The sequence below is a fragment of the Craurococcus roseus genome, assembly GCF_039523795.1.
Taxonomy (GTDB): domain Bacteria; phylum Pseudomonadota; class Alphaproteobacteria; order Acetobacterales; family Acetobacteraceae; genus Craurococcus; species Craurococcus roseus.
In genome coordinates this window covers 51,401-70,960 of record NZ_BAAAFZ010000019.1, presented here as the reverse complement: position 1 = coordinate 70,960, position 19,560 = coordinate 51,401, and the positions used below count along the sequence as shown (strand labels likewise).

General features: G+C 73.1%; 16 protein-coding genes and 1 pseudogene. 12 read left to right on the top strand and 5 right to left on the bottom strand.

Translation table 11 applies throughout. The features are described from left to right. Nucleotide 1: 1 nt before the first annotated feature. The 10 genes and pseudogenes from ABD067_RS08740 (at nucleotide 2) to lexA (ending at nucleotide 8,782) form a co-directional block, all read left to right on the top strand. Nucleotides 2-1,124 (top strand): annotated as a pseudogene (locus ABD067_RS08740) (ISAs1 family transposase). 285 nt (nucleotides 1,125-1,409) lie between these two features. Beyond that, on the top strand, nucleotides 1,410-1,583 hold the full coding sequence (locus tag ABD067_RS08735) for a hypothetical protein (RefSeq protein ID WP_343894858.1): 174 nt from the start codon (nucleotides 1,410-1,412) through the stop codon (nucleotides 1,581-1,583). Between the two features lie 34 nt (nucleotides 1,584-1,617). Further along, nucleotides 1,618-2,217, top strand: a complete 600-nt coding sequence (locus ABD067_RS08730) for an anthranilate synthase component II (protein ID WP_343894857.1) — start codon at nucleotides 1,618-1,620, stop codon at nucleotides 2,215-2,217. Then, nucleotides 2,214-3,224, top strand: coding sequence for an anthranilate phosphoribosyltransferase (gene trpD, locus ABD067_RS08725; RefSeq protein WP_343894855.1), 1,011 nt, complete (start codon nucleotides 2,214-2,216; stop codon nucleotides 3,222-3,224). Before ABD067_RS08730 ends, trpD begins: the two co-directional genes overlap by 4 nt. Beyond that, a complete protein-coding gene (gene trpC / locus ABD067_RS08720) occupies nucleotides 3,221-4,057 on the top strand; it encodes an indole-3-glycerol phosphate synthase TrpC (RefSeq protein WP_343894854.1) in 837 nt (278 codons plus the stop codon). Before trpD ends, trpC begins: the two co-directional genes overlap by 4 nt. Nucleotides 4,058-4,192: 135 nt before the next feature. After that, complete coding sequence (locus ABD067_RS08715) at nucleotides 4,193-5,119, top strand: hypothetical protein (protein WP_343894852.1); 927 nt, start codon at nucleotides 4,193-4,195, stop codon at nucleotides 5,117-5,119. Between the two features lie 72 nt (nucleotides 5,120-5,191). Beyond that, entirely contained in the window at nucleotides 5,192-6,178 is a 987-nt protein-coding gene (locus ABD067_RS08710) for a glycosyltransferase family 2 protein (RefSeq protein ID WP_343894851.1), read from the top strand. Then, entirely contained in the window at nucleotides 6,175-6,678 is a 504-nt protein-coding gene (moaC, locus tag ABD067_RS08705; RefSeq protein ID WP_343894850.1) for a cyclic pyranopterin monophosphate synthase MoaC, read from the top strand. The genes ABD067_RS08710 and moaC overlap by 4 nt, the downstream gene beginning before the upstream one ends. Next, the gene (locus tag ABD067_RS08700) at nucleotides 6,678-7,889 is read left to right on the top strand and encodes a molybdopterin molybdotransferase MoeA (protein WP_343894849.1); all 1,212 of its coding nucleotides are present in this window, start codon (nucleotides 6,678-6,680) and stop codon (nucleotides 7,887-7,889) included. The genes moaC and ABD067_RS08700 overlap by 1 nt, the downstream gene beginning before the upstream one ends. 134 nt (nucleotides 7,890-8,023) lie before the next feature. Beyond that, entirely contained in the window at nucleotides 8,024-8,782 is a 759-nt protein-coding gene (lexA, locus tag ABD067_RS08695) for a transcriptional repressor LexA (RefSeq protein WP_343894847.1), read from the top strand. 10 nt (nucleotides 8,783-8,792) lie between these two features. Here the strand turns inward: lexA and ABD067_RS08690 are convergent, their stop codons facing one another. Further along, nucleotides 8,793-10,928: a ComEC/Rec2 family competence protein gene (locus ABD067_RS08690; protein WP_343894846.1), complete on the bottom strand. Its 2,136-nt coding sequence runs from the start codon at nucleotides 10,926-10,928 to the stop codon at nucleotides 8,793-8,795. Nucleotides 10,929-11,517: 589 nt separating this feature from the next. On the opposite strand from ABD067_RS08690, the gene gltX reads away from it, so the two are divergent. Continuing rightward, entirely contained in the window at nucleotides 11,518-12,927 is a 1,410-nt protein-coding gene (gene gltX / locus ABD067_RS08685; protein WP_343894844.1) for a glutamate--tRNA ligase, read from the top strand. Nucleotides 12,928-13,297: 370 nt separating this feature from the next. Here the strand turns inward: gltX and ABD067_RS08680 are convergent, their stop codons facing one another. Further along, nucleotides 13,298-14,308, bottom strand: a complete 1,011-nt coding sequence (locus ABD067_RS08680; protein WP_343894843.1) for a Bug family tripartite tricarboxylate transporter substrate binding protein — start codon at nucleotides 14,306-14,308, stop codon at nucleotides 13,298-13,300. A gap of 443 nt (nucleotides 14,309-14,751) precedes the next feature. Beyond that, the gene (locus tag ABD067_RS08675) at nucleotides 14,752-15,492 is read right to left on the bottom strand and encodes a cold-shock protein (protein WP_343894841.1); all 741 of its coding nucleotides are present in this window, start codon (nucleotides 15,490-15,492) and stop codon (nucleotides 14,752-14,754) included. A 418-nt stretch (nucleotides 15,493-15,910) separates the two neighbouring features. Between ABD067_RS08675 and ABD067_RS08670 the strand changes: the two genes are divergently transcribed. Next, a complete protein-coding gene (locus ABD067_RS08670) occupies nucleotides 15,911-16,294 on the top strand; it encodes a copper resistance CopC family protein (RefSeq protein WP_343894914.1) in 384 nt (127 codons plus the stop codon). 54 nt (nucleotides 16,295-16,348) lie between these two features. Here ABD067_RS08670 and ABD067_RS08665 read toward each other — a convergent pair whose 3' ends face one another. Further along, nucleotides 16,349-17,146: an FAD binding domain-containing protein gene (locus tag ABD067_RS08665; protein WP_343894840.1), complete on the bottom strand. Its 798-nt coding sequence runs from the start codon at nucleotides 17,144-17,146 to the stop codon at nucleotides 16,349-16,351. Nucleotides 17,147-17,160: 14 nt separating this feature from the next. Further along, a complete protein-coding gene (locus ABD067_RS08660; RefSeq protein WP_343894839.1) occupies nucleotides 17,161-19,551 on the bottom strand; it encodes a xanthine dehydrogenase family protein molybdopterin-binding subunit in 2,391 nt (796 codons plus the stop codon). Nucleotides 19,552-19,560: the final 9 nt, after the last annotated feature.

The following is a 19,560-nucleotide window of genomic DNA, read 5'->3' as shown; positions in this document are numbered from 1 at the left end:
GATGAGCGGGACATCGTTGCTGGAACGCTTCTCGGCGCTGGAAGACCCGCGCCGGAGCTGGAAGGTGGTGTATCCGCTGCCGGAGGTCCTGTTGCCGGTGCTCCGCGCCACGCTGGCGGGGGCGGAGGACTTCGTCGAGGTGGTCCGCTGGGGCCGCGGCAAGCTCGGGTTCCTGCGGCGGTTCCCGCCCTACGGGCGCGGCGTGCCCAGCCGCGACACGCTGGGCGACGTGTTTTCGGCGCTCGACCCGGCGCTGTTACGGGCGGCCTTCGCGGCGCGGGTGGAGAGCCTGCGCGAGGCCGCGCCCGACATCGTGGCGGTCGACGGCAAGGCCTCGCGCCGCAGCCACGGCCGGGCCGAAGGCCGTTCGCCGCTGCGTCTGGTTTCGGCCTGGGCGAGCCGCCAGCGGCTGGTGCTCGGGCAGCGGGCGGCGGCGGAAAAGTCCAACGGGATCGAGGCCGTACCGCTGCTGCTGGAGCGGCTGGCGCCGGCCGGGGCGCTGGCGACCATCGACGCCATGGGCGCCGCCGCCGGGATCGCGGAGGCCGTGCTGGACCGCGGCGCCGACTGCCTGCTCGCCCTCGAAGCCGACCAGGGCCACTTGTTCGAGGAAGCCGGGCTGTACTTCCGCGACCTGGACGCCGCCGACGCCGGCCGCTGCTAGACCGCCGGCGCCGACCACGGCCGCATCGAGACCCGCCGCCACGCCGTCAGCCCGGACGTGGACCGGCTCCGCGCCGACCGGGCCGCCCCGGGCGAGCCCCGCTTCCCGGGACTGAAGGCCATCGCCCGGGTCGGGGCCGAGGGTGGAGAGCGGCGGCAAGACCACGCTGGCGCGACGCTACCACCTGTCCTCCGCTCCCCAGGACGCCCCGGCCTTCGCCCACGCGGTGCGGGCGCACTGGGGCGTGGAGAACCGGCTGCATTGGGTGCTCGACGTCGTCTTCCACGACGACCTCGCCCGCTTGAGGACCGGCCACGGCCCGGAAAACATGGCCGTCGTCAAACACATGGCCCTGAACCTGCTCAACGGGGCGGCCAAGACCGACAGCCTGGAGACCCGACGAAAACGCGCCGGATGGGACGACGACCATCCCCACGCCGTCATCACACAAGCCGCATGACGACCCCCAAGCGATTTCCGTGCGTCCCGTAACGGGGCGCTTGCGCGGGGCGCCGCGGGGGCGCATTCTGCCCGCGATGCAGCGTGAACGACCGCACAGCGGCCCGGCCCGGGCCACGCGATTTTGGTACCGCTGGTACACACCGGCGGCCTAGGTCCAACGCGTCATCGCAAGACCCCGAAGCCGCCACCCGCTGGCGGCTTTCGCGTTTCCAGGCCCTTCACGGCCCAGACCCCACGAAATCCCCCGGCGGCGGCGGCTTCTCCCCGAACCAGGAGAGCGGCCATGCACGACCACCGCAGCGACTACGATTTCGACGTGATCTCCGGCCCCGCCACCCCGCCGCCGGCGCGGCCCGCCGTTTTCCGGCCGCCCGAACCCCGCCAGCGGCCGAGCGGCGCCGCGCCCGCCCCGTCGAGCCCCGCCACGGAAGCGGCGCGGGCCGCAGAGGAGGTTTGACCCGCGGCCGCCGGCGCGCGATGAGGCACGGGCCATGATCCTGCTGATCGACAACTACGACAGCTTCACCTTCAACCTGTACCACTTCCTCGGCGACCTCGGGGCGGATGTGGAGGTGCGTCGGAACGACGCCATCTCGTCGCAGGACGCGCTCGCCATGCGTCCGGACGCGATCCTGCTCTCGCCCGGCCCCTGTACGCCGAACGAAGCCGGCGTCTGCCTGCCGCTGATCGGCGCGGCGGCGGCGCAGCGGGTGCCGCTGCTCGGCGTCTGCCTCGGGCACCAAGCCATCGGCCAGTCCTTCGGCGGGAAGGTCGCCAGGGCGCCCGAGCCGGTCCACGGCAAGGTGTGGGAGGTGCGCCACCGCGGCACCGACGTGTTCGCCGGGCTGCCCGACCCGTTCCGGGCCACCCGTTACCATTCCCTCGTCGTACCGCGCGAAAGCCTGCCCGCCGAGCTGGAAGCGACGGCGTGGACCGGGGACGGGCTGGTCATGGGCTTGGCGCACCGGGAGCTGCCGATCTGGGGCGTGCAATTCCACCCCGAAAGCATCGCCAGCGAGCACGGGCACGACCTGCTCCGGAACTTCCTCGCGCTCGCCCGCGCCCCGGCGGCGACCGGAGCGCCTGCGTGAACGGCCTCAAACCGGTGCTCGCCCGCTTGGCCGCGGGCGGCACCTTGGCGGAGTCGGAAGCGGAGGCCGCCTTCGGCCTCATCATGGCCGGCGAAGCGACGCCGGCGCAGATCGCGGGCCTCTTGATGGCGCTGCGCGTCCGCGGCGAAACGGTCGCGGAACTGACGGGCGCCGTGCGGGCGATGCGCGCCCGGATGCTGGTCGTCCACGCGCCGCCCGGCGCCATCGACATCGTGGGCACGGGCGGCGACAACGCCGGCACCCTCAACGTCAGCACGGCCGCCGCGCTGGTGGTGGCCGGCTGCGGAGTGCCGGTGGCCAAGCACGGCAACCGGGCGTTGTCGTCCCGATCCGGCGCGGCCGACGTGTTGGCCGCCCTCGGCGTGAACACGGACGTGCCGCTCGACAAGCTGCCGGCGCTGATCGAGCGCGCCGGCATGGCCTTCCTGATGGCGCCACGCCACCACGCCGCGCTGCGGCACGCCGCCGGTCCGCGGGTGGAACTCGGCACCCGCACCATCTTCAACCTGCTCGGCCCGTTGGCGAACCCGGCCCGGGTCAAGCGGCAGCTCACCGGCGCCTTCGACGCGGCGTGGCTCCGGCCGATGGCGGAGACGCTGGGCCGGCTCGGCACCGAGCGCGCCTGGGTGGTCCACGGGCAGGGCCTGGACGAGATCGCCCTTTCCGGCGGGACGCGCGTGGTGGCGCTGGAGGACGGCGCGATTCGGGAGTTCACCGTGTCGCCGGAGGACGCCGGCCTTGAGCGCGCCCCGCCCGAAGCGGTGCGGGGCGGCGACCCGGCCGCGAACGCCGGGGCGCTCACGGCGTTGCTCAAGGGAACGCCGGGGCCCTACCGTGACATCGTCCTTTTGAACGCCGCCGCCGCCCTTGTCGTGGCGGGGCGGACAGGCGATCTCCGCGGCGGCGCGGCCCTGGCGTCGCGCTCCATCGACAGTGGCGCGGCCGCCGGAGTCCTGGCCCGCCTGAAGGACGGCACCACAGCATGAACGCCCCGCAGGTCTTCATCCCCGCCACGGCCGAAGACGTCCCCGACACCCTGGCCCGCATACTGGCCGACAAGTACGAGGAGGTGCGCCAGCGTTCGGCCGAATTCCCCCGGGTGGAGCTGGAGCGGCTGGCGCAGGCCGCGCCGGCGGGGCGCGATTTCACGCGGGCCCTGTGCAACGCCGTGGCCGAAGGCCGGGTCGGCCTCATCGCCGAAATCAAGCGCGCGTCCCCTTCGGGCGGCCTGATACGCGACCCCTTCGAGCCGGCGGCGCTGGCCTCGGCTTATTGCGAGGGGGAGGCCACCTGCCTGTCCGTCCTCACGGACGGGCCTTACTTCCAGGGCTCGGCCGAGCACCTGCGCGAGGCACGGGCCGCCTGCACGCTGCCGGCGTTGCGCAAGGATTTCATCGTCCACCCGTGGCAGATCTTCGAGTCGCGCTGCATGGGCGCGGACTGCGTGCTCCTCATCATGGCGGCGCTGTCGGACGCCCAGGCCCAGGAACTGGAGGACGTGGCCCGCTCGCTGGACATGGCGGTGCTGGCGGAGGTGCATGACGAGCGCGAGCTGGACCGGGCGCTCGGTCTGGAGACGCGCCTGATCGGCATCAACAACCGGGACCTCAGGACCTTGCGGACCGACCTCGCCACGGCGGAGGCGCTCGCCCCCCTCGTCCCAGCCGATCGCATCCCGGTGGCCGAAAGCGGCATCCGCACCGACGAAGACGTGCGGCGCATGGCCGCCGCCGGCGCCCGCTGCATCCTGGTGGGCGAGCACCTGTTGCGCCAAGCGGACGTGGCGGAGGCCGCACGGGCGCTGGTCCACGCGCTCTGACCCGCAGCCAGCGAAGGGCATGTGCCGGTGTGGTGCGCCGGGTGGAGGGGTGTGGCCCTCACGCCACTTTGCGTGCCCGTATCGTTGCGGGACATCTAGACACATGCGCGGATGGGGTGCCATCTGCCAAGCCGGATGTCGACGACAACGGTCCTATTTCAGATCCACTACTTCGACCGCTGGGCGGAGAAGGCATTCAGCGACCTGCGCGCCGGCGCGCCACCGAACCACGAATTTGTCGTGCTTATGCACCTGCCCGTCAGCGCGCCTGTGCCCGAGAGGGTGTTGCGCCACCCGCACCACATCGTGCGCACGCCGGAACTCCTCGCCCTGCCCTACCCCGCCAAGGTCGGCGGAGAAGGTTGGAATTTGTGGCACGACGGCCACACCGACCTGATCCTGATGCATTACTGGCGGGCGCATCCAGGCCACGATCGGTACTGGGCCATCGAGTACGACGTCCGCTACACCGGCCCCTGGCGCCGCTTCTTCGCCGCTTTCGAAAACGACGCCAGCGACCTGCTGGCGCCGATGCTCTGCCGCCGGCGCGACTTCCCGGAATGGTTGTTCTGGCCCTCGCTGGTTTCGCCAGGCACGCCCCCGTCCGACGCGGAGGCCGTCAGCAGCTTCATGCCGGTGTTCCGAGCGTCCGGCCGTCTCATGCAGGCGATGGACGAAGCCTACCGGCAGGGCTGGAGCGGCCACCTCGAATGCAGCTTCGCCACGATCGCGGCGACTCGCGGCCTCGCCATCGCGGACTTGGGCGGCGATGGCGAATTCACGCCAGAAGCGCGCCGGGGCCGTTTTTACAGCGGCACCGTGCGCGACGTGTACCGCGCACCGGGTTCCTTCGTGTTCAAACCGACCTTCTTCCGCACTGGTTCACGCCCGGGCATGCTTTGGCATCCGGTGAAGCCGTTCTGGTTCGGGGCGGAATTCCGCCGGGAGTTGCTCGTGGCCCGTTCGGCGGTCGGCCGTGTGATCCGGAGCCGTGCGGCTTGGCTGCTGCCCTCGCGCTGGCGGCCGCCCGGCAGCTTTTCGCGCAACGCCCCGAGCCGGTGAACCAGGGAGTGGCGGTCGGCCCTCGCGGGCGGATCGCGCCGCCTCCTCCGCCGCCGCGCGTCCTCCAAGCGCATGGTTGACGTCGGGTCCGCTCCGCCGGTGGTCACCGCCTCCATCCTGATTGCGGCGCACAACGCCGCGGCCTTCCTCGACGGAGCCGTGTCCTCCGCGCTTTCGCAGACCTGCCGCACGGTCGAGGTGGTCGCGGTGGACGACGCTTCGTCGGACGGGACGCACGACCTCCTCGCCGCCTGGGCCCGGCGGGATCGGCGGCTGACGGTGTTGCGCCACCCGCAGCGCCGCGGCGCGGGCGCCGCGCGCAACACGGCCATCGCGCACGCGCGCGGGCGCTGGCTCGCGGTGCTCGACGCCGACGACGCCTTCCTGCCGGAGCGCATGGAGCGCTTGGTGCCGCTCGCCGAGGAAACGGGGGCCGATCTCCTGGCCGACAACCTCGTGGAGCGGGATTTCGACACCGGCGCGCGGCTCGGCACCGCCTTGCCGCCGGCCGACATGGCTTCGGCCGGGCCGATCAATTTGGCCGCCATGCTCCGGCGCGACCGGGTCGACCTACCGGGGCGGTCCAAGATCGGCTATTTGAAGCCCATCATGCGCCGCGATTTCCTGGAGCGCTCCGGGGTGCGCTACCGGCCCGAGATCCAGGTCGGGGAGGACCTCCTCTTCTACTTCGAGTGCGTCCGCGCGGGGGCGCGCTTCCGCCTCGCGGCCGACCAAGCCCTGTACCTCTACTCGGTGCGCGGGGGCTCCGCGTCGAACCAGGGCGCGGGCGCCCTCCACCTCAGCGCCGCCACGCGCCGGATGCGCAAGCTGGCGCGCGGGCTCGCCGACGCGGAACTGGATGCCTTGCTCCGCCAGCGCCAGCGCGCCGCCGACTCCGATTGCTTCGACCTGGCGATTGAGGCGCGCCGGCCGCGCGAAGCGCTCCGCTACGCGCGCTGGGCGGACCCGGCGCGGGTGGCGCGCCGGCTGGGCATGGCCGCCAACGCCCTGAGCCGGCGCTTGGTAGGCGGCGCTCCCGCACGGGACGGGCGCCTGTGAGCGGCGGCGGTGAAGGGGGCGGCGGAGGCGACCGCTTCACCCATTTCGACGAAGCGGGCCGGGCGGCGATGGTGGATGTCTCCGCCAAGGCGGAAACGGCGCGCGTGGCGGTGGCGCGCTGCCGCGTGGTGATGGCGCCGGCAACGCTCGCCCGCATCCAGGAAGGGCAGGTCGGCAAGGGCGACGTGCTCGGCGTGGCCCGGCTCGCCGGCATCATGGCCGCCAAGCGCACCTCCGACCTGATCCCGCTTTGCCATCCGCTGGCGCTCACCAAGGTCGCCGTGGACCTCTCGCCGGCGCCGCCCGACGCGGTGGAGATCGAAGCGACGGTGGGGCTCACCGGGCGGACCGGGGTCGAGATGGAAGCGCTGACGGCGGTGACGGTGGCGGCGCTGACCGTCTACGACATGTGCAAGGCGCTGGACCGCGGCATGCGCATCGAGGCGGTGCGGCTGGCCCGCAAGTCCGGCGGCAAATCAGGAACTTACGAGGCGGAGTGATGATCTCGGTCGAGGAAGCGAGGGAGCGCATCCTCCAGGCGTTCGCCCCCACGCCGGCCGAAACCGTGCCGCTGGCCGCATCCGGCGGTCGGGTGCTCGCGCGGCCCGTGCCGGCCCGCCTGACCCAACCGCCGGCCGATGTCTCGGCCATGGACGGCTACGCGGTGCGGGCTGCGGACGCTTCGACAGCGGGCGCCGAGTTGCGCGTCGTGGGCAGCGCCCCGGCGGGGCACCCCTTTGCCGGCGCGGTCGGTCCCGGCGAGGCGGTCCGCATCTTCACCGGCGCCTTCGTGCCCGACGGCGCGGACGCCATCCTGTTGCAAGAGGATGCCGAAGCCGACGAAGGCCGCGTGCGAGTGGGCGAGGCGGTCCGCCCCGGCCGCTGGATCCGCCGCCGCGGCCTGGACTTCGAAGAAGGCGAATCGCTGCTCGCGGCCGGCCGGCGGTTGACGGCGCGCGACGTGGGCCTCGCCGCCGCCGCCAACCACCCCTGGCTCACCGTCCACCGCCGCCCGCGAATCGGCATCCTGGCGACCGGCGACGAGATCGCCCTGCCCGGCGAGGCGGTGATCCCGGGGGGAATCGTCAGCAGCAACGCCCACGCCCTGGCGGCGCTGGTGCGCGCCAACGGCGGCGAGCCTTTGGTGCTGCCCATCGCGCCCGACGACGAAGCGGCCATCGCGGAAGCCGCGGCGTCGGCGCGGGGCTGCGACCTCCTGGTCACCACCGGCGGCGCCAGCGTGGGCGAACACGACCTGGTGCAGAGCGCCCTCGGCCCGGAAGGCTTCGCGCTGGATTTCTGGCGAATCGCCATGCGGCCGGGCAAGCCGCTGATCTGGGGGCGACTCGGGCTTACCCCGTTGCTCGGCCTGCCCGGTAACCCCGTGTCGGCGCTGGTTTGCGGCGTGGTGTTCCTGGTGCCGGCGTTGCGGCGCTTGTCGGGCTTGGCCGGCGAGTTGGCGCCGCGGACGATGCGGGCGCGACTCGGGGCGGCGCTGCCGGAAAACGACCGGCGCTTCGATTTCCTCCGGGCGCGGCTGGAAAAGGCACCGGAAGGCGAAATCGTCGCCCTCCCCTTCCCGGTGCAGGACAGCTCCATGATGAAGACGCTCGCGCGGGCGGACGCCCTGGTGCTGCGCGCGCCGCACGCCCCGGCGGCCGCGGCCGGGGAAACGGTGGAGGTCATCCTCCTCGATGATCTGGGTGTTTGAGACGAAATCCATTCCGCACCCTTGGGGAAAACATTTGACGCCATCGTAGAACTTTTATAGAACGTCGTTGACAGTTGCTGATTTGTTCGGTGCCACTGAGGGCACCGGCCCGCGGCGACGGACGGAGGCGATCTGTGCTCACCCGCAAGCAGCACGAGCTGCTCATCTTCATCGACCGGCACCTTCGCACGACCGGCTTCTCGCCTTCCTTCGAGGAAATGAAGGACGCGCTGAAGCTGAAGTCGAAGTCCGGTATCCACCGCCTCATCACCGCCCTCGAAGAGCGCGGCTTCCTGCACCGGCGCGCCCACCGCGCCCGGGCGTTGGAGGTGCTGCGCCTGCCCGAGAACCTGGCGCCGAGGCGCGGTAGCGCCAGCGGCGACAACGCGACCGCGGCCGCCGCCTCCGCGCCCGCCGCCGCTCCGCCCGCGGCCGCTTTCACCCCCAACGTCATCCGCGGCAACTTCGCCGCCCACCTGTCGGGCGTGCAGAAGGCGGCCAACGAGGCTGCGGCCGTCAACCTGCCGCTCTACGGCCGGATCGCCGCCGGCCTGCCCATCGAGGCGCTGCGGGACCAGGGCACCGGCGTCGAGGTGCCGGCGGCCATGCTCGGCGGCGGCGAGCACTACGCCTTGGAGGTCGCGGGCGACTCGATGGTCGAGGCCGGCATCCTGGACGGCGACACCGTGCTGATCCGCCGCGGCGACACCGCGGACAACGGCTCCATCGTCGTGGCGCTGGTGGACGAGAGCGAGGTCACGCTCAAGCGGCTGCGCCGCCGCGGCAACTCCATCGCGCTCGAAGCCGCCAACCCGCGCTACGAGACGCGCATCTTCGGCCCGGACCGGGTGAAGGTGCAGGGGCGCTTGGTCGGGCTGCTGCGGAAGTACTGAGCTTCCTGGGCTACTCCGGCTCGGGCGTCGGCTGCGGAGGCGCTTCGCGCGCCGCCGCCGCGTTGCGCGGCTTCGGCTGCGGCGGCACCCAGGGCCGCGCCCCCCGGGCCTCGCGGTCGCTCAACACGCGCGGCCCCGCCGGTTCCAGCCAAACGGCGTGCGCGCCGTCGCGCCACACGGAAAAGCGGTCCACCACCCGCGCGGCGCACCGGCCGCGCACCGGCTCGGCCGACACCACCAGCGGCGCGCCGGCGCAGGCCCAGGCCGGCGGGTCACCGCGCAGGAGCACCGCCGCGACCGCGCCGGCCGGCGAGGGCCGGATGGCGCACGCGCCGGCCTCGCAGGCGATGGCGCCGCCGGCGAAGGTTCCCGCGCGCTGCGGCGGCAAGAGTTCGGCCGTCTCCCGCCCGTAGAGGCGCAGCCATACGTCGCGCGTGAGGTTGGACGCGCCGGACAGGCGTTGCAGCAACAGTCCGTCCCCGGTTCGCAATGCGATCAGCCGCGCGTCGGCCGAGACCAGCATGTCCGGCGGACGCTGCGCCGCACCCGCCACGAAGCCCGCGACGATCACCGGCACGCCCAGCAAGCGCCAGCGGCTCCGCCACAGGCAAAGCCACGCCATGCCGAAGGCGACGACGCATAGCCCCCCGGCCGTGATGGGCGGCACCGGCACCGCCGCGCCGGGCCAAGCGGCGACGGCGCGCGCCACGGCCAGCACCGCCTCCACGCCCCAGCCCATCGGCGCCAGCGCCAGCCCTTCCAGGCCGAGCGGCATAAGCGCCACCGCCGCCATCCCGGCCGGCATGATCAGGGCCGAGGTGAGCGGCACCGCCACCGCGTTGGCGACCACGCCGTAGAGCTGCAACCGGCCGAAGTGGTGCAGGCCGAAGGGCGTCGTCGCGGCGCCGGCGAGGATGGAGGTGGCGACCGTGCCGAACAGCGCCACCGCGATCCGGCGGCGCCAGCGCCGCTCCGGCGGCGGCAGGCGCGGCCGCAGCCATTCCCAACCGGCGATCAGCGCCATCACCGCCGCGAAGCTCATCTGGAAGCTCGGCCCCAGCACCGCCGCCGGTTGCAACAGCAGCACCACGGCCGCGGCGAGCGCCAGGCCGCGCATGGAGATCGCGCGCCGGCCGGTCAGCAGCGCCAGCGTCGCCAGCGCGGCCATGGCGAAGGAGCGCTGCATCGGCACCTCGGCGCCGGTGAGCAGCATGTAGAACCCGCCCACGCCCAGCGCCCCCACCGCCGCCAACGGCTTGCCCGGCAGGCGCAGCGCCAGCGGCGGCACTGCGGCCAGGGCGAAGCGCAGCACGGCGAAGGAGACGCCCATGACGATGGCGATGTGCAACCCCGACACCGACAGCAGGTGCGCGAGGCCCGAGTCGCGCATGGCCGCGAGGTCGGCGGCGGGTATGGCGCTCTGCCCGCCGGTCAGCAGCGCGGCGGCGATGGCGCCCGCGCCGCCCGGCAGCGCGGCCGTGGTGCGGGCCTCGATCTCCGCGCGCAGGCCGGCCAGGGGCACGCTTTCCGCGCCGGGCTCGACCGAGGCGCGGCCGATGGCGAAGCCGCTGCCGCCGAGGCCCGAGAAGAAGGCCGCGCGCTGGAAGTCCCACGCCCCGGGATAGGCCGGCGGGACCGGCGGGCGGACCAGGGCGCGCACGCTCAGCACGTCCCCCGGGGCGGGTCGCGCCGGATCCTCGCTCCGCAGGCGGACGCGGATGCGGCGCGGCAGGGCCGGCTCGCCCTCGCCGAGGCGCGGCCGTTCCAGCGTGACGCGGCGGCCTTCCGGCAGAATGTCGACCGACGCCACCTTGCCCGTGACGACGACGGCGCCGCGCGGCAAGTCGAGCGGCGCCGGCTGCCGCCCCGCGTGCCAAAGGGCCGCGGCGAAGCCGAGCGCGAGCGCGGCGACGAGGCCCGACGCCCAACCCGCCGCCGCGCCGCGCCATGCCCCGACCAGGAGTGCGAACAGGACGAGTGGCGGCGTCACCCAAACCGCCGCCGCCGGCGGCTCGGCCGGCAACGCGAAGTAGAGGAGCACCCCCGCCCCGAGCGCCACGGCGAACCAGGGGGCGAAGCGCAACCGCTCCGCTTCGGCGAACTGGTGCAGCCATTGCGCGGCGCGTCCTGGTTCCGCCGCCGACACCAGGAGAGGAACGGACGCGGCGGACGGATTTGGCGGCGGCGCAGGCATCGTGTCGAACCTGCCGCGACGCGCGCGCCGCCGTCAACCATAAGGCGAGTTTCGCTGCTCGGTCGCGCGGCGCACCGGTGCCGACCGGGTTTGCGCGCCGTCCCGCCCTTGGCGCTGTCCGGCGCGGGCGTCGCCGGCGATCGTTGCTCTCCCAGGAGGCAAGACCCGCGAACGGCCTTCGTTCCACGACCTCCTCAAGAAGGCCGTTGGGTTCCACGCTTTTGCGGCCGCAACCTGGACGCTTGGATCGGCCGGATGGCACGCTTGACGCGCAGGGGACCGGCTGACGGCCGTAGCGGTCGAGTTGGGAGGCGTGGCCGTCCTCGGCGTGGAGGCGCACCGGATTTCGCGGCGCGGTGCCCCGGCCGGTACGGCGCCCGGCTCCCATGCCCGGCCTCCGTGCATCACCGCCGCGCGGCGATCGGCGGGCCGTCGGTGCTCGCGCCCATGTTGGCGGGCGTGCGCCGGCGCCTTGCGGGCGCGTCGCCGCGGCGGCAAGCCTGCGCCCTCTCCTCCGCCTCGGCAGATCGCAGGTACAAGCATGTCCGTCCGCACCCGCTTCGCCCCTTCCCCCACGGGCTTCCTGCACATCGGCGGGGCACGGACCGCGCTGTTCAACTTCCTCTTCGCGCGGCGGCACGGCGGGCAGTACCTGCTGCGGATCGAGGACACCGACCGGGCGCGTTCCACCGAGGAGGCCGTCAGGCAGATCCTGGACAGCCTGGAATGGCTGGGCCTCCGGCCGGACGAGCCGCCGATCTTCCAGAGCCGGCGCGAGGCGCGGCACGCCGAGGTGGCGCGGGAGCTGCTGGCGAAAGGCCGCGCCTACCTCGCCTTCGATACGCCCGAAGAGCTGCAACAGGCGCGGGAGTGCGCGGTCGCGGAAGGCCGGCCGCCCCGCTACGACGGCGCGTGGCGCGACCGCGACCCGGCCACGGCGCCGGCGGGGGCCAAGCCGGCGATCCGGCTGAAGGCGCCGCGGGAGGGCGAGACCGTCGTGCCCGATCTGGTGCAGGGCGAGGTGCGCGTCTCCAACGCCGAGCTGGACGACATGATCATCCTGCGGTCGGACGGCACGCCGACCTACCTGCACGCCGTCGTGGTGGACGACCACGACATGGGCATCACCCACGTCATCCGCGGCGACGACCACCTGACAAACACCTTCCGCCAATGCGCGATCTACGACGCCATGGGCTGGACGCGGCCCAGATTCGCGCACATCCCGCTGATCCACGGCGCCGACGGGGCCAAGCTGTCCAAGCGGCACGGCGCGGTGGGCGCGCTGGAGTTCCGCGAGCAGGGCTTCCTGCCGGAAGCGCTGTGCAACTACCTGTTGCGCCTCGGCTGGGGGCACGGCGACGAGGAGGTGGTGCCGCGCGACCGGGCCATCGCGCTGTTCGACCTCAAGGACGTCGGCCGCAGCGCCAGCCGCATGGATTACGCCAAGCTCCTGCACCTGAACGGCGTGTACCTGCGCGCGGCCGACGACGACCGGCTGGCGCACGATGTCATGGAGCGGCTGGCGAAGCGGAACGTCCTCTTCGGCGCCGAGGGCGCGGAGCGGGTGCGGGCGCTGATGCCGGACCTGAAAGAGCGGGCGAAGACCCTGGAGGAGCTGGCCGGCGCGGCCGCCTTCGCCGCCGTGGAGGGGCCGCCGCCGATGGAGCCCAAGGCCGCCGCGCTGCTGACGACGGAGGCGCGGGCGCGCTTGGCGGACTTGGCGCAGTTCCTGTCCGACGCGCCGTGGGAGCGGCTGGAACTGGAGCGGTGGCTGCGGGACTACGCCGAGGTGAAGGGCGTGAAGCTCGGCCAAGTGGCGCAGCCGCTGCGCGCGGCGCTGACCGGCAGCACACAGAGCCCGCCGATCGACGCGGTGCTGGCGGCGCTGGGGCGGACGGAGGCGATGGACCGGGTGCTGGCGGCGGTGGGCGACCTGGAGGTGGGTTGAGGCCGCTCCGGCGGGCGGCGTCCCATCCACCGCCTTTCCATCCTACGGCCCTGCCACCTCACTGTCGGCGCCCCCGACGAACGCCCCTTCGGCGATGGGATGCTCACGGTCCCAGCCAGCGCGGGAGCGAGGCCGCACAGGCGGAGGGACGCCCAGGGCAAAGCCGTTTCCGCCGCGCCGGGCCACGCGGCCTGCGCCTCCAACCGAGCGTGGCGGCATGAGTCTGCCCGCACGCCTTCGCGGCGTGCCGGCGCCGCGCCCGACCCCGGCGTGTCGGACCGCGTAGAACGTCGGCGCTGGGCCGTGATCGTCCCGATCGGCGCCCCCGTCGGGCGGCCGGCCGGTCGCGCCTGCCGCGCGCTCCCGCCCCTCAGTCCACCCGCGCCCCGGACGCCCGCACGATCTCCGCCCAGCGCCCCACATCCGCCTCGTGGACGCGGCGGAACGCGTCCGGCGACGTGTCCTTGGGCGGCGTTATGCCTTGGCTCTCCACCAGCCACCGGCGGAATTCCGGCGCGCCGACGATGCGCGCGACCTCGGCGTTCATGCGGTCGCGCACCGCCGCCGGCAGGCCGGGCGGGCCGAGCAGCGCGTACCACGTGCTGCTCTCGAAGCCCTGGAGGCCGCACGCCTCCTCCACCGTGGGCACGTCGGGCAGCGCGGGCAGGCGTTCGCGCGTCGTCACCGCGAGCGCCCGGACTTGGCCTTGCTGGACCGCGCCGATGGAGGGGCCGCTTTGGTTGAAGAACACGTCGGTGTCGCCGGCGAGCAGCGCGCCCATGGCGCCGGGTTGGCCGCGGTAGGGGACGTGGGTCAGCTCGATGCCGGCCGCCTCGGCGAACTGCGCGCCGGTGAGGTGCGTGGACGCGCCGTTGCCGGTGGAGCCGTAGTTGAGCGCGCCGGGCCGCGCCCTCGCCGCCGCCAGCAGGTCGGCGCAGGCGCGGTACTGCGGGCGGCGCTCGGGGCTCACCAGCACGACGTTCGGCACGTCGCCGAGCAGCGCGACGTGGGTGACGTCGCGCACCGGGTCGAAGGGCAGGTCGCGGTAGAGGCTGGCGTTGATGGCGTGGGTGCCGGCGGTGGCCAGCAGGAACAGGTGCCCGTCCGGCCGCGCCTTCGCCACCGCGTCGCTGGCGATGTTGCCGCCGGCGCCGGTGCGGTTGTCCAACACCACCGGCACGCCGAGCGCGCGGCCGAGCGGCTCCGCCAAGCGGCGGGCGTAGATGTCCACGCCCGAGCCGTTGGGGAAGCCGCCGAGGATGGTGACGGGCCGCGACGCCGGCCACGCGGCGGCGGCTGGGTCCTGGGCGCCCGCGGGCAAGGCCAGCAGCACCGCGGATACGGCGGCGGCGGCTGCGGCGGCGCGGCGACGGACGGCCATGGCGGGCTCCCCTGTTCCTTTTCGCGGGCCAGCGTAACGGCCTGGGCCACGGTCCGGAACAGGCTCGCGGCGCGCACGCCGTCCACCGTCAACGCCACCAACCTGGCGGCGATGGCGCGGGCAACATGGGCAAGGGTTGTTGGGCCTGCCCGCCGTCGAGGGAGGGCGGAGGCGCCGCGGCGCCGCACGGCGGGCGCAGCGCGCCGCAGTCCCAACGCACCGCCGGGGGCCGGCCGGCGATGGAGCCGCCTGGGTGGTGGCGGCACTCGCACAGCTTGCCGTCCAGGCACGCCACGGCGCCTTCGAGCGGAGGCGCGCAGCGGGGAAGCGCGGACGCTCCTCCGCCGCTGGCGAAGATCAGGAGCAACGGGAAGAGGAAACGCATGCCGGGCACGGTGCCCGGCATGCCTTAAGGAGGCGTGAAGGCGCCGCCGCAGGCCGCGCTACGGCTTCAGGTTCACCGCTTGCCGGCCACGCTGGCCGTCGCGCACTTCGAGGTCGACCTTCTCGCCCTGTTGGACGTCCTGACGCCCGGCGCGCTGGAGCACGGAGGAATGCAGGAACACGTCCTGGCCGCCGTCCTCAGGGGTGACGAAGCCGAAGCCCCGCACCTGGTCGAACCACTTCACCGTGCCGCTGAGGTCGTAGGTCGGGCCGCCGGCGTCTGCGCCGAAGTCGCGCCGGGGCGGCCGGTCGCCAAAGGGCCGTGGGCCGCGTTCGCCGAAGGTCCCGCCGCCGCCGAAGTCGCGCCGTGGGGGACGGTCGCTGTACCCGCCGCCGCCGAAGCCGCCACCGCCGCCGAAGTCGCGCCGGGGCGGCCGGTCGCCGTACCCGCCGCCGCCGAAGCCGCCACCGCCGCCGAAGTCGCGCCGGGGCGGCCGGTCGCCGAAACCGCCTTCGCGGAACGGGCGCCGGGCGCCGGGCGCCGCGCCGCCTTCCCCGCGCTTCAGCTCGGTGATGCGCGTGACCAAGCGCCGGCCTTGCCGGTCGGACCCGATCTCGCAAACGAGGGTGTCGCCGGTGTCGGGGGGTTCGATGCCCGCTTCGGTCAAGGCGGAAGCGTGGAAGAAGACGTCCTGCCCGTCCGGGCCTAGGACGAAACCGAAACCCTTCCGCGCGTTGTACCATTTGACCTGGGCCTCTATCGGCCCGTCGCCGCCCTGATTCTCAATATCCGAAGGCACTTTTTTCAACCCGTGTCTGTGTCGCGCGCGCCGCCCGTCAGCAAGCGGAGCTAGGCTCCACACCATGGCACCACGGGGCCTACAATGCGAGCGGCTTTTCGCGGAAGCGCATCGTTATTTCGACGCGTAAGCAAGTGCCTGCTGATCGAACAAGCCGGCCAAGCGGCGCGCATCTCGGCGCGCTACCCCCGCGGCCAACGCCGGGTCCGATCGGCACCATGAGGCGAATGCCGCGCCGCTAAATTCGTATACTGCGAGCGCATCAAGGGCCGAGCCGTCCCGGCCCTTTTCTGGCGCCAGCCCACCCCGCGGCCGCCCGGCGAGAGTTCATCCCGGCTACGCGCCATGGAGGGTTGCCCTCGGCCAACGCCGGCCCAGTTTGCCCGCGTTGCTGCACGAGGACAGACCTTTGCGCCCGATGCTTTTCTTCCTGGCCGTGCTCGCCGCGGCCCCGGCCGCCGCCGCGGCGCCCGCCACCGCGACGGGCAGGCCCGCCCTGCTGCATTCCGATCCGGCGCAGGGAGCGGAGACGCGGAGCCTGCCGGTCGCCGTGCGCCTCCGCTTCAACCAGCCCATGCGGCTGGAGCGCCTCAAGCTCTACAACAGCGAAGGCGTCGAACAAGCGGTGCGCCTCAGCCGCGATTCGGCGACGCCGTCCCTCGAGCATCGCGGAGGCTTCGCCCGTTTGCGGCCGGGCCGCTACCGCGCGGAGTGGTCGGCCTCGTCGCCCGCCGGCGAGACCATCGGCGGCACGCTGTTCTTCGTGGCGAAGCCGGGCGAGCAGCAGCGGGCGGGGCCTTAGCGCGGCGGCACCGGGGCCGCCGCGCCGGGCGCGGGAACGCCCGCGCGCCTCGCCTCAACCGGCTTCGGCGACCGCGCGCTTGGCCATCACCGTGACCAGGTGCGCCCGGTACTCGGCGCTGCCGTGGATGTCGCTGTTCAGGCCTTCGGAAGGCTGCTTGATGTTCGCCACCGCGTCCGGCGCCCAGTTGGCGGTGAGCGCCCGCTCCATCTCGGCTTGGCGGAACACGCCCGGCCCCGCCCCGTTCACCGCGACGCGCACCTCGCCGCCTTTGGTCTTGGCGACGAAGACGCCGGCCATGACGTAGCGGCTGGCGGGGTTGCGCATCTTGGCGTAGCCGGCCTTCTCCGGCACCGGGAACTCGATGGCGACGAGCAGCTCGCCCGGCTCCAGCGCCGTGGTGAACATCCCCTGGAAGAAGTCGTCAGCCGCGATGCGGCGCTTGTCCGTGACGACGGTGGCGCCGAGCCCCAGCACGGCGGAAGGGTAGTCGGCCGCCGGGTCGTTGTTGGCGACGCTGCCGCCCATGGTGCCGCGGTTGCGGACCTGGATGTCGCCGAGGATGGAGGCCATGTGGGACAGCGCCGGGATCGCGGACTTGATCTCGGGGCTGTTCTGGACCTCGATGTGCTTGGTCAGCGCGCCGACCCTGATGGTGTCGCCGTCGCGCTTGACGCCCTTCAGCTCGGCGATGCCGGAAAGGTCCACCAGCGAGCTGGGGCGGTTGAGCCGGTGCTTGAGCGCCGGCAGCAGCGATTGCCCGCCGGAGATCGGCCGCGCGTCCTCGTCGGCCGAAAGCAGCTTCACCGCGTCGGCGATGCTGGTGGGCTTATGGTAGGCGAAATCGTACATGGCGCGGTTCCCCGTTATTCGGCGGCCAGCGCGGGCGGCGCGCCGGCGTGGATGATGCTCCAGATCTTGCCCGGCGTTGCCGGCATCTCGACGTGCCTGACGCCGTAGTCGCGCAGCGCATCCACCACGGCGTTGATCACCGCGGGCGGCGAGCCGATGGCGCCCACCTCGCCGCAGCCCTTCACGCCCAGCGGGTTGTGGGTGCAGAGCGTGACGTGGGTGGCGACGCCCACGTTCGGCAGGTCTTCGGCGCGCGGGAGGCAGTAGTCCATCATGCTGCCGGAGACGAGCTGCCCGGACTCGTCGTAGACGGCGTGCTCCAGCAGCGCTTGGCCGACCCCCTGCGCCACCCCGCCCTGGACTTGGCCTTCCACGATCATCGGGTTGATGACGCGGCCCACGTCGTCCACGGCGGTGAAGTTCACCACCTGGACCTTGCCGGTGTCCTTCTCGATCTCGACCTCGCAGATGTGGCAGCCGCCCGGGTAGGTGAAGTTTTTCGGGTCGTAGAAGGCCGTCTCCTCCAGCCCCGGTTCCAGCTCCTCGATCGGGTAGTTGTGCGGCACGTAGGCGGCGAGCGAGATCTCGGTCAGCGACTTGGTCCGGTCGGTGCCGGCGACGCGGAAGGTGCCGCGCTCGAACTCCACGTCCTGCACCGAGGCTTCGAGCAGGTGCGCCGCGATCTTCTTCCCCTTCTCCACGATCTTGTCCATGGCCTTGACCATGGCGCTGCCGCCGACCGCGAGCGATCGCGAGCCGTAGGTGCCCATGCCGTAGGGCACCTTGGCGGTGTCGCCGTGGACGATGTCCACCTGCGACATCGGCACGCCGAGCCGGTCGGCCACGAGCTGCGCGAAGGTGGTCTCGTGCCCCTGCCCGTGGCTGTGCGCGCCCGTCAGCACGGTGACGCTGCCCGTGGGATGCACGCGGATGGTGCCCACCTCGTACAGCCCGGCGCGGGCGCCGAGCGAGCCCACCACGGCGGAGGGCGCGATGCCGCAGGCCTCGACGTAGGTCGAGATGCCGATGCCGCGCAGCTTGCCCTGCTTCGCCGCCTCCGCGCGCCGCGCCTCGAAGGCGGACCAGCCAGCCGTCTCCAGCGCCTGGTCGAGCGTGGTGTGGTAGTCGCCGCTGTCGTACTGGAGCGCCACCGGCGTCTGGTAGGGGAAGGCCGCGGTCGGGATGAAGTTGCGCCGCCGGATCTCCACCCGGTCGATGCCGGTCTCGGCCGCCGCCACGTCCATCAGCCGTTCGAGGAGGTAGGTCGCCTCCGGCCGGCCGGCGCCGCGGTAGGCGTCCACCGGGACGGTGCTGGTGAACACCGCCTTGACCTCGGCGTAGATGGTGGGCGTCGCGTACACGCCGGAAAGCAGGGTGGCGTAGAGGTAGGTCGGCACGCAGGGCGCGAAGGTGGACAGGTAGGCGCCCATGTTGGCCTGCGTGGCGACGCGGAGGCCCAGGATCTTGCCGCCCCCGTCCAGCGCCAGCTCGCATGTGGTGACGTGGTCGCGGCCGTGGGCGTCGGAGACGAAGGCTTCCGTGCGGTCCGACGTCCACTTCACCGGCCGGTTCAGCCTGGACGCCGCCCAGGTGACGATGGCCTCCTCGGCGTAGTGGTAGATCTTGCTGCCGAAGCCGCCGCCCACGTCCGGCGCCACCACGCGCAGCCGCGACTCCGGGATGTTCAGCACGAAGGCGCCCATCAGCAAGCGGATGACGTGCGGGTTCTGGCTGGTGGTGTACAGCGTGTGCTCGCCCGTGGTCGGGTCGTAGTCGCCTATGGCGCAGCGCGGCTCCATGGCGTTCGGCACGAGGCGGTTGTTGGTGGTTTCGAAGCGGACGACCTTGTGCGCCTTGGCGAAGGCCGCTTCCGTCACCGCCTTGTCGCCGATGTGCCAGTCGTAGCACACGTTGCCGGGGGCGTTGTCGTGGAGTTGCGCGGCGCCGGGGGCCAACGCGTCTCTCAGGCTCGCCACCGCCGGGAGCACGTCGTACTCCACCTCGATCGCCTCGGCGGCGTCCTTGGCCTGGGCGCGGGTCTCGGCGATCACTACCGCCACCTGGTCGCCCACGTGCCGCACCTTGCCCTCGGCGAGCATGGGGTGGCGCGGCTCCGCCATGGGCGAGCCGTCCTTGTTGTTGACTTGCCAGCCGCAGGGGATGCTGCCGAGCTTCGCCGTGTCCTCGCCGGTGTAGACCGCGACCACGCCCGGCATGGCGCGGGCCGCGGCCGTGTCCACCTTCACGATGCGCGCGTGGGCGTGCGGGGAGCGCAGGATGTAGGCATGGGCTTGGCCGGGCCGGACGATGTCGTCCGTGTACTGCCCGCGGCCCGACAGAAATCGCAGGTCTTCCTTGCGGCGCACGCTGGCGCCGATGCCCTCGAAGGGCGTCACGACGTTCATTGGTCCCTC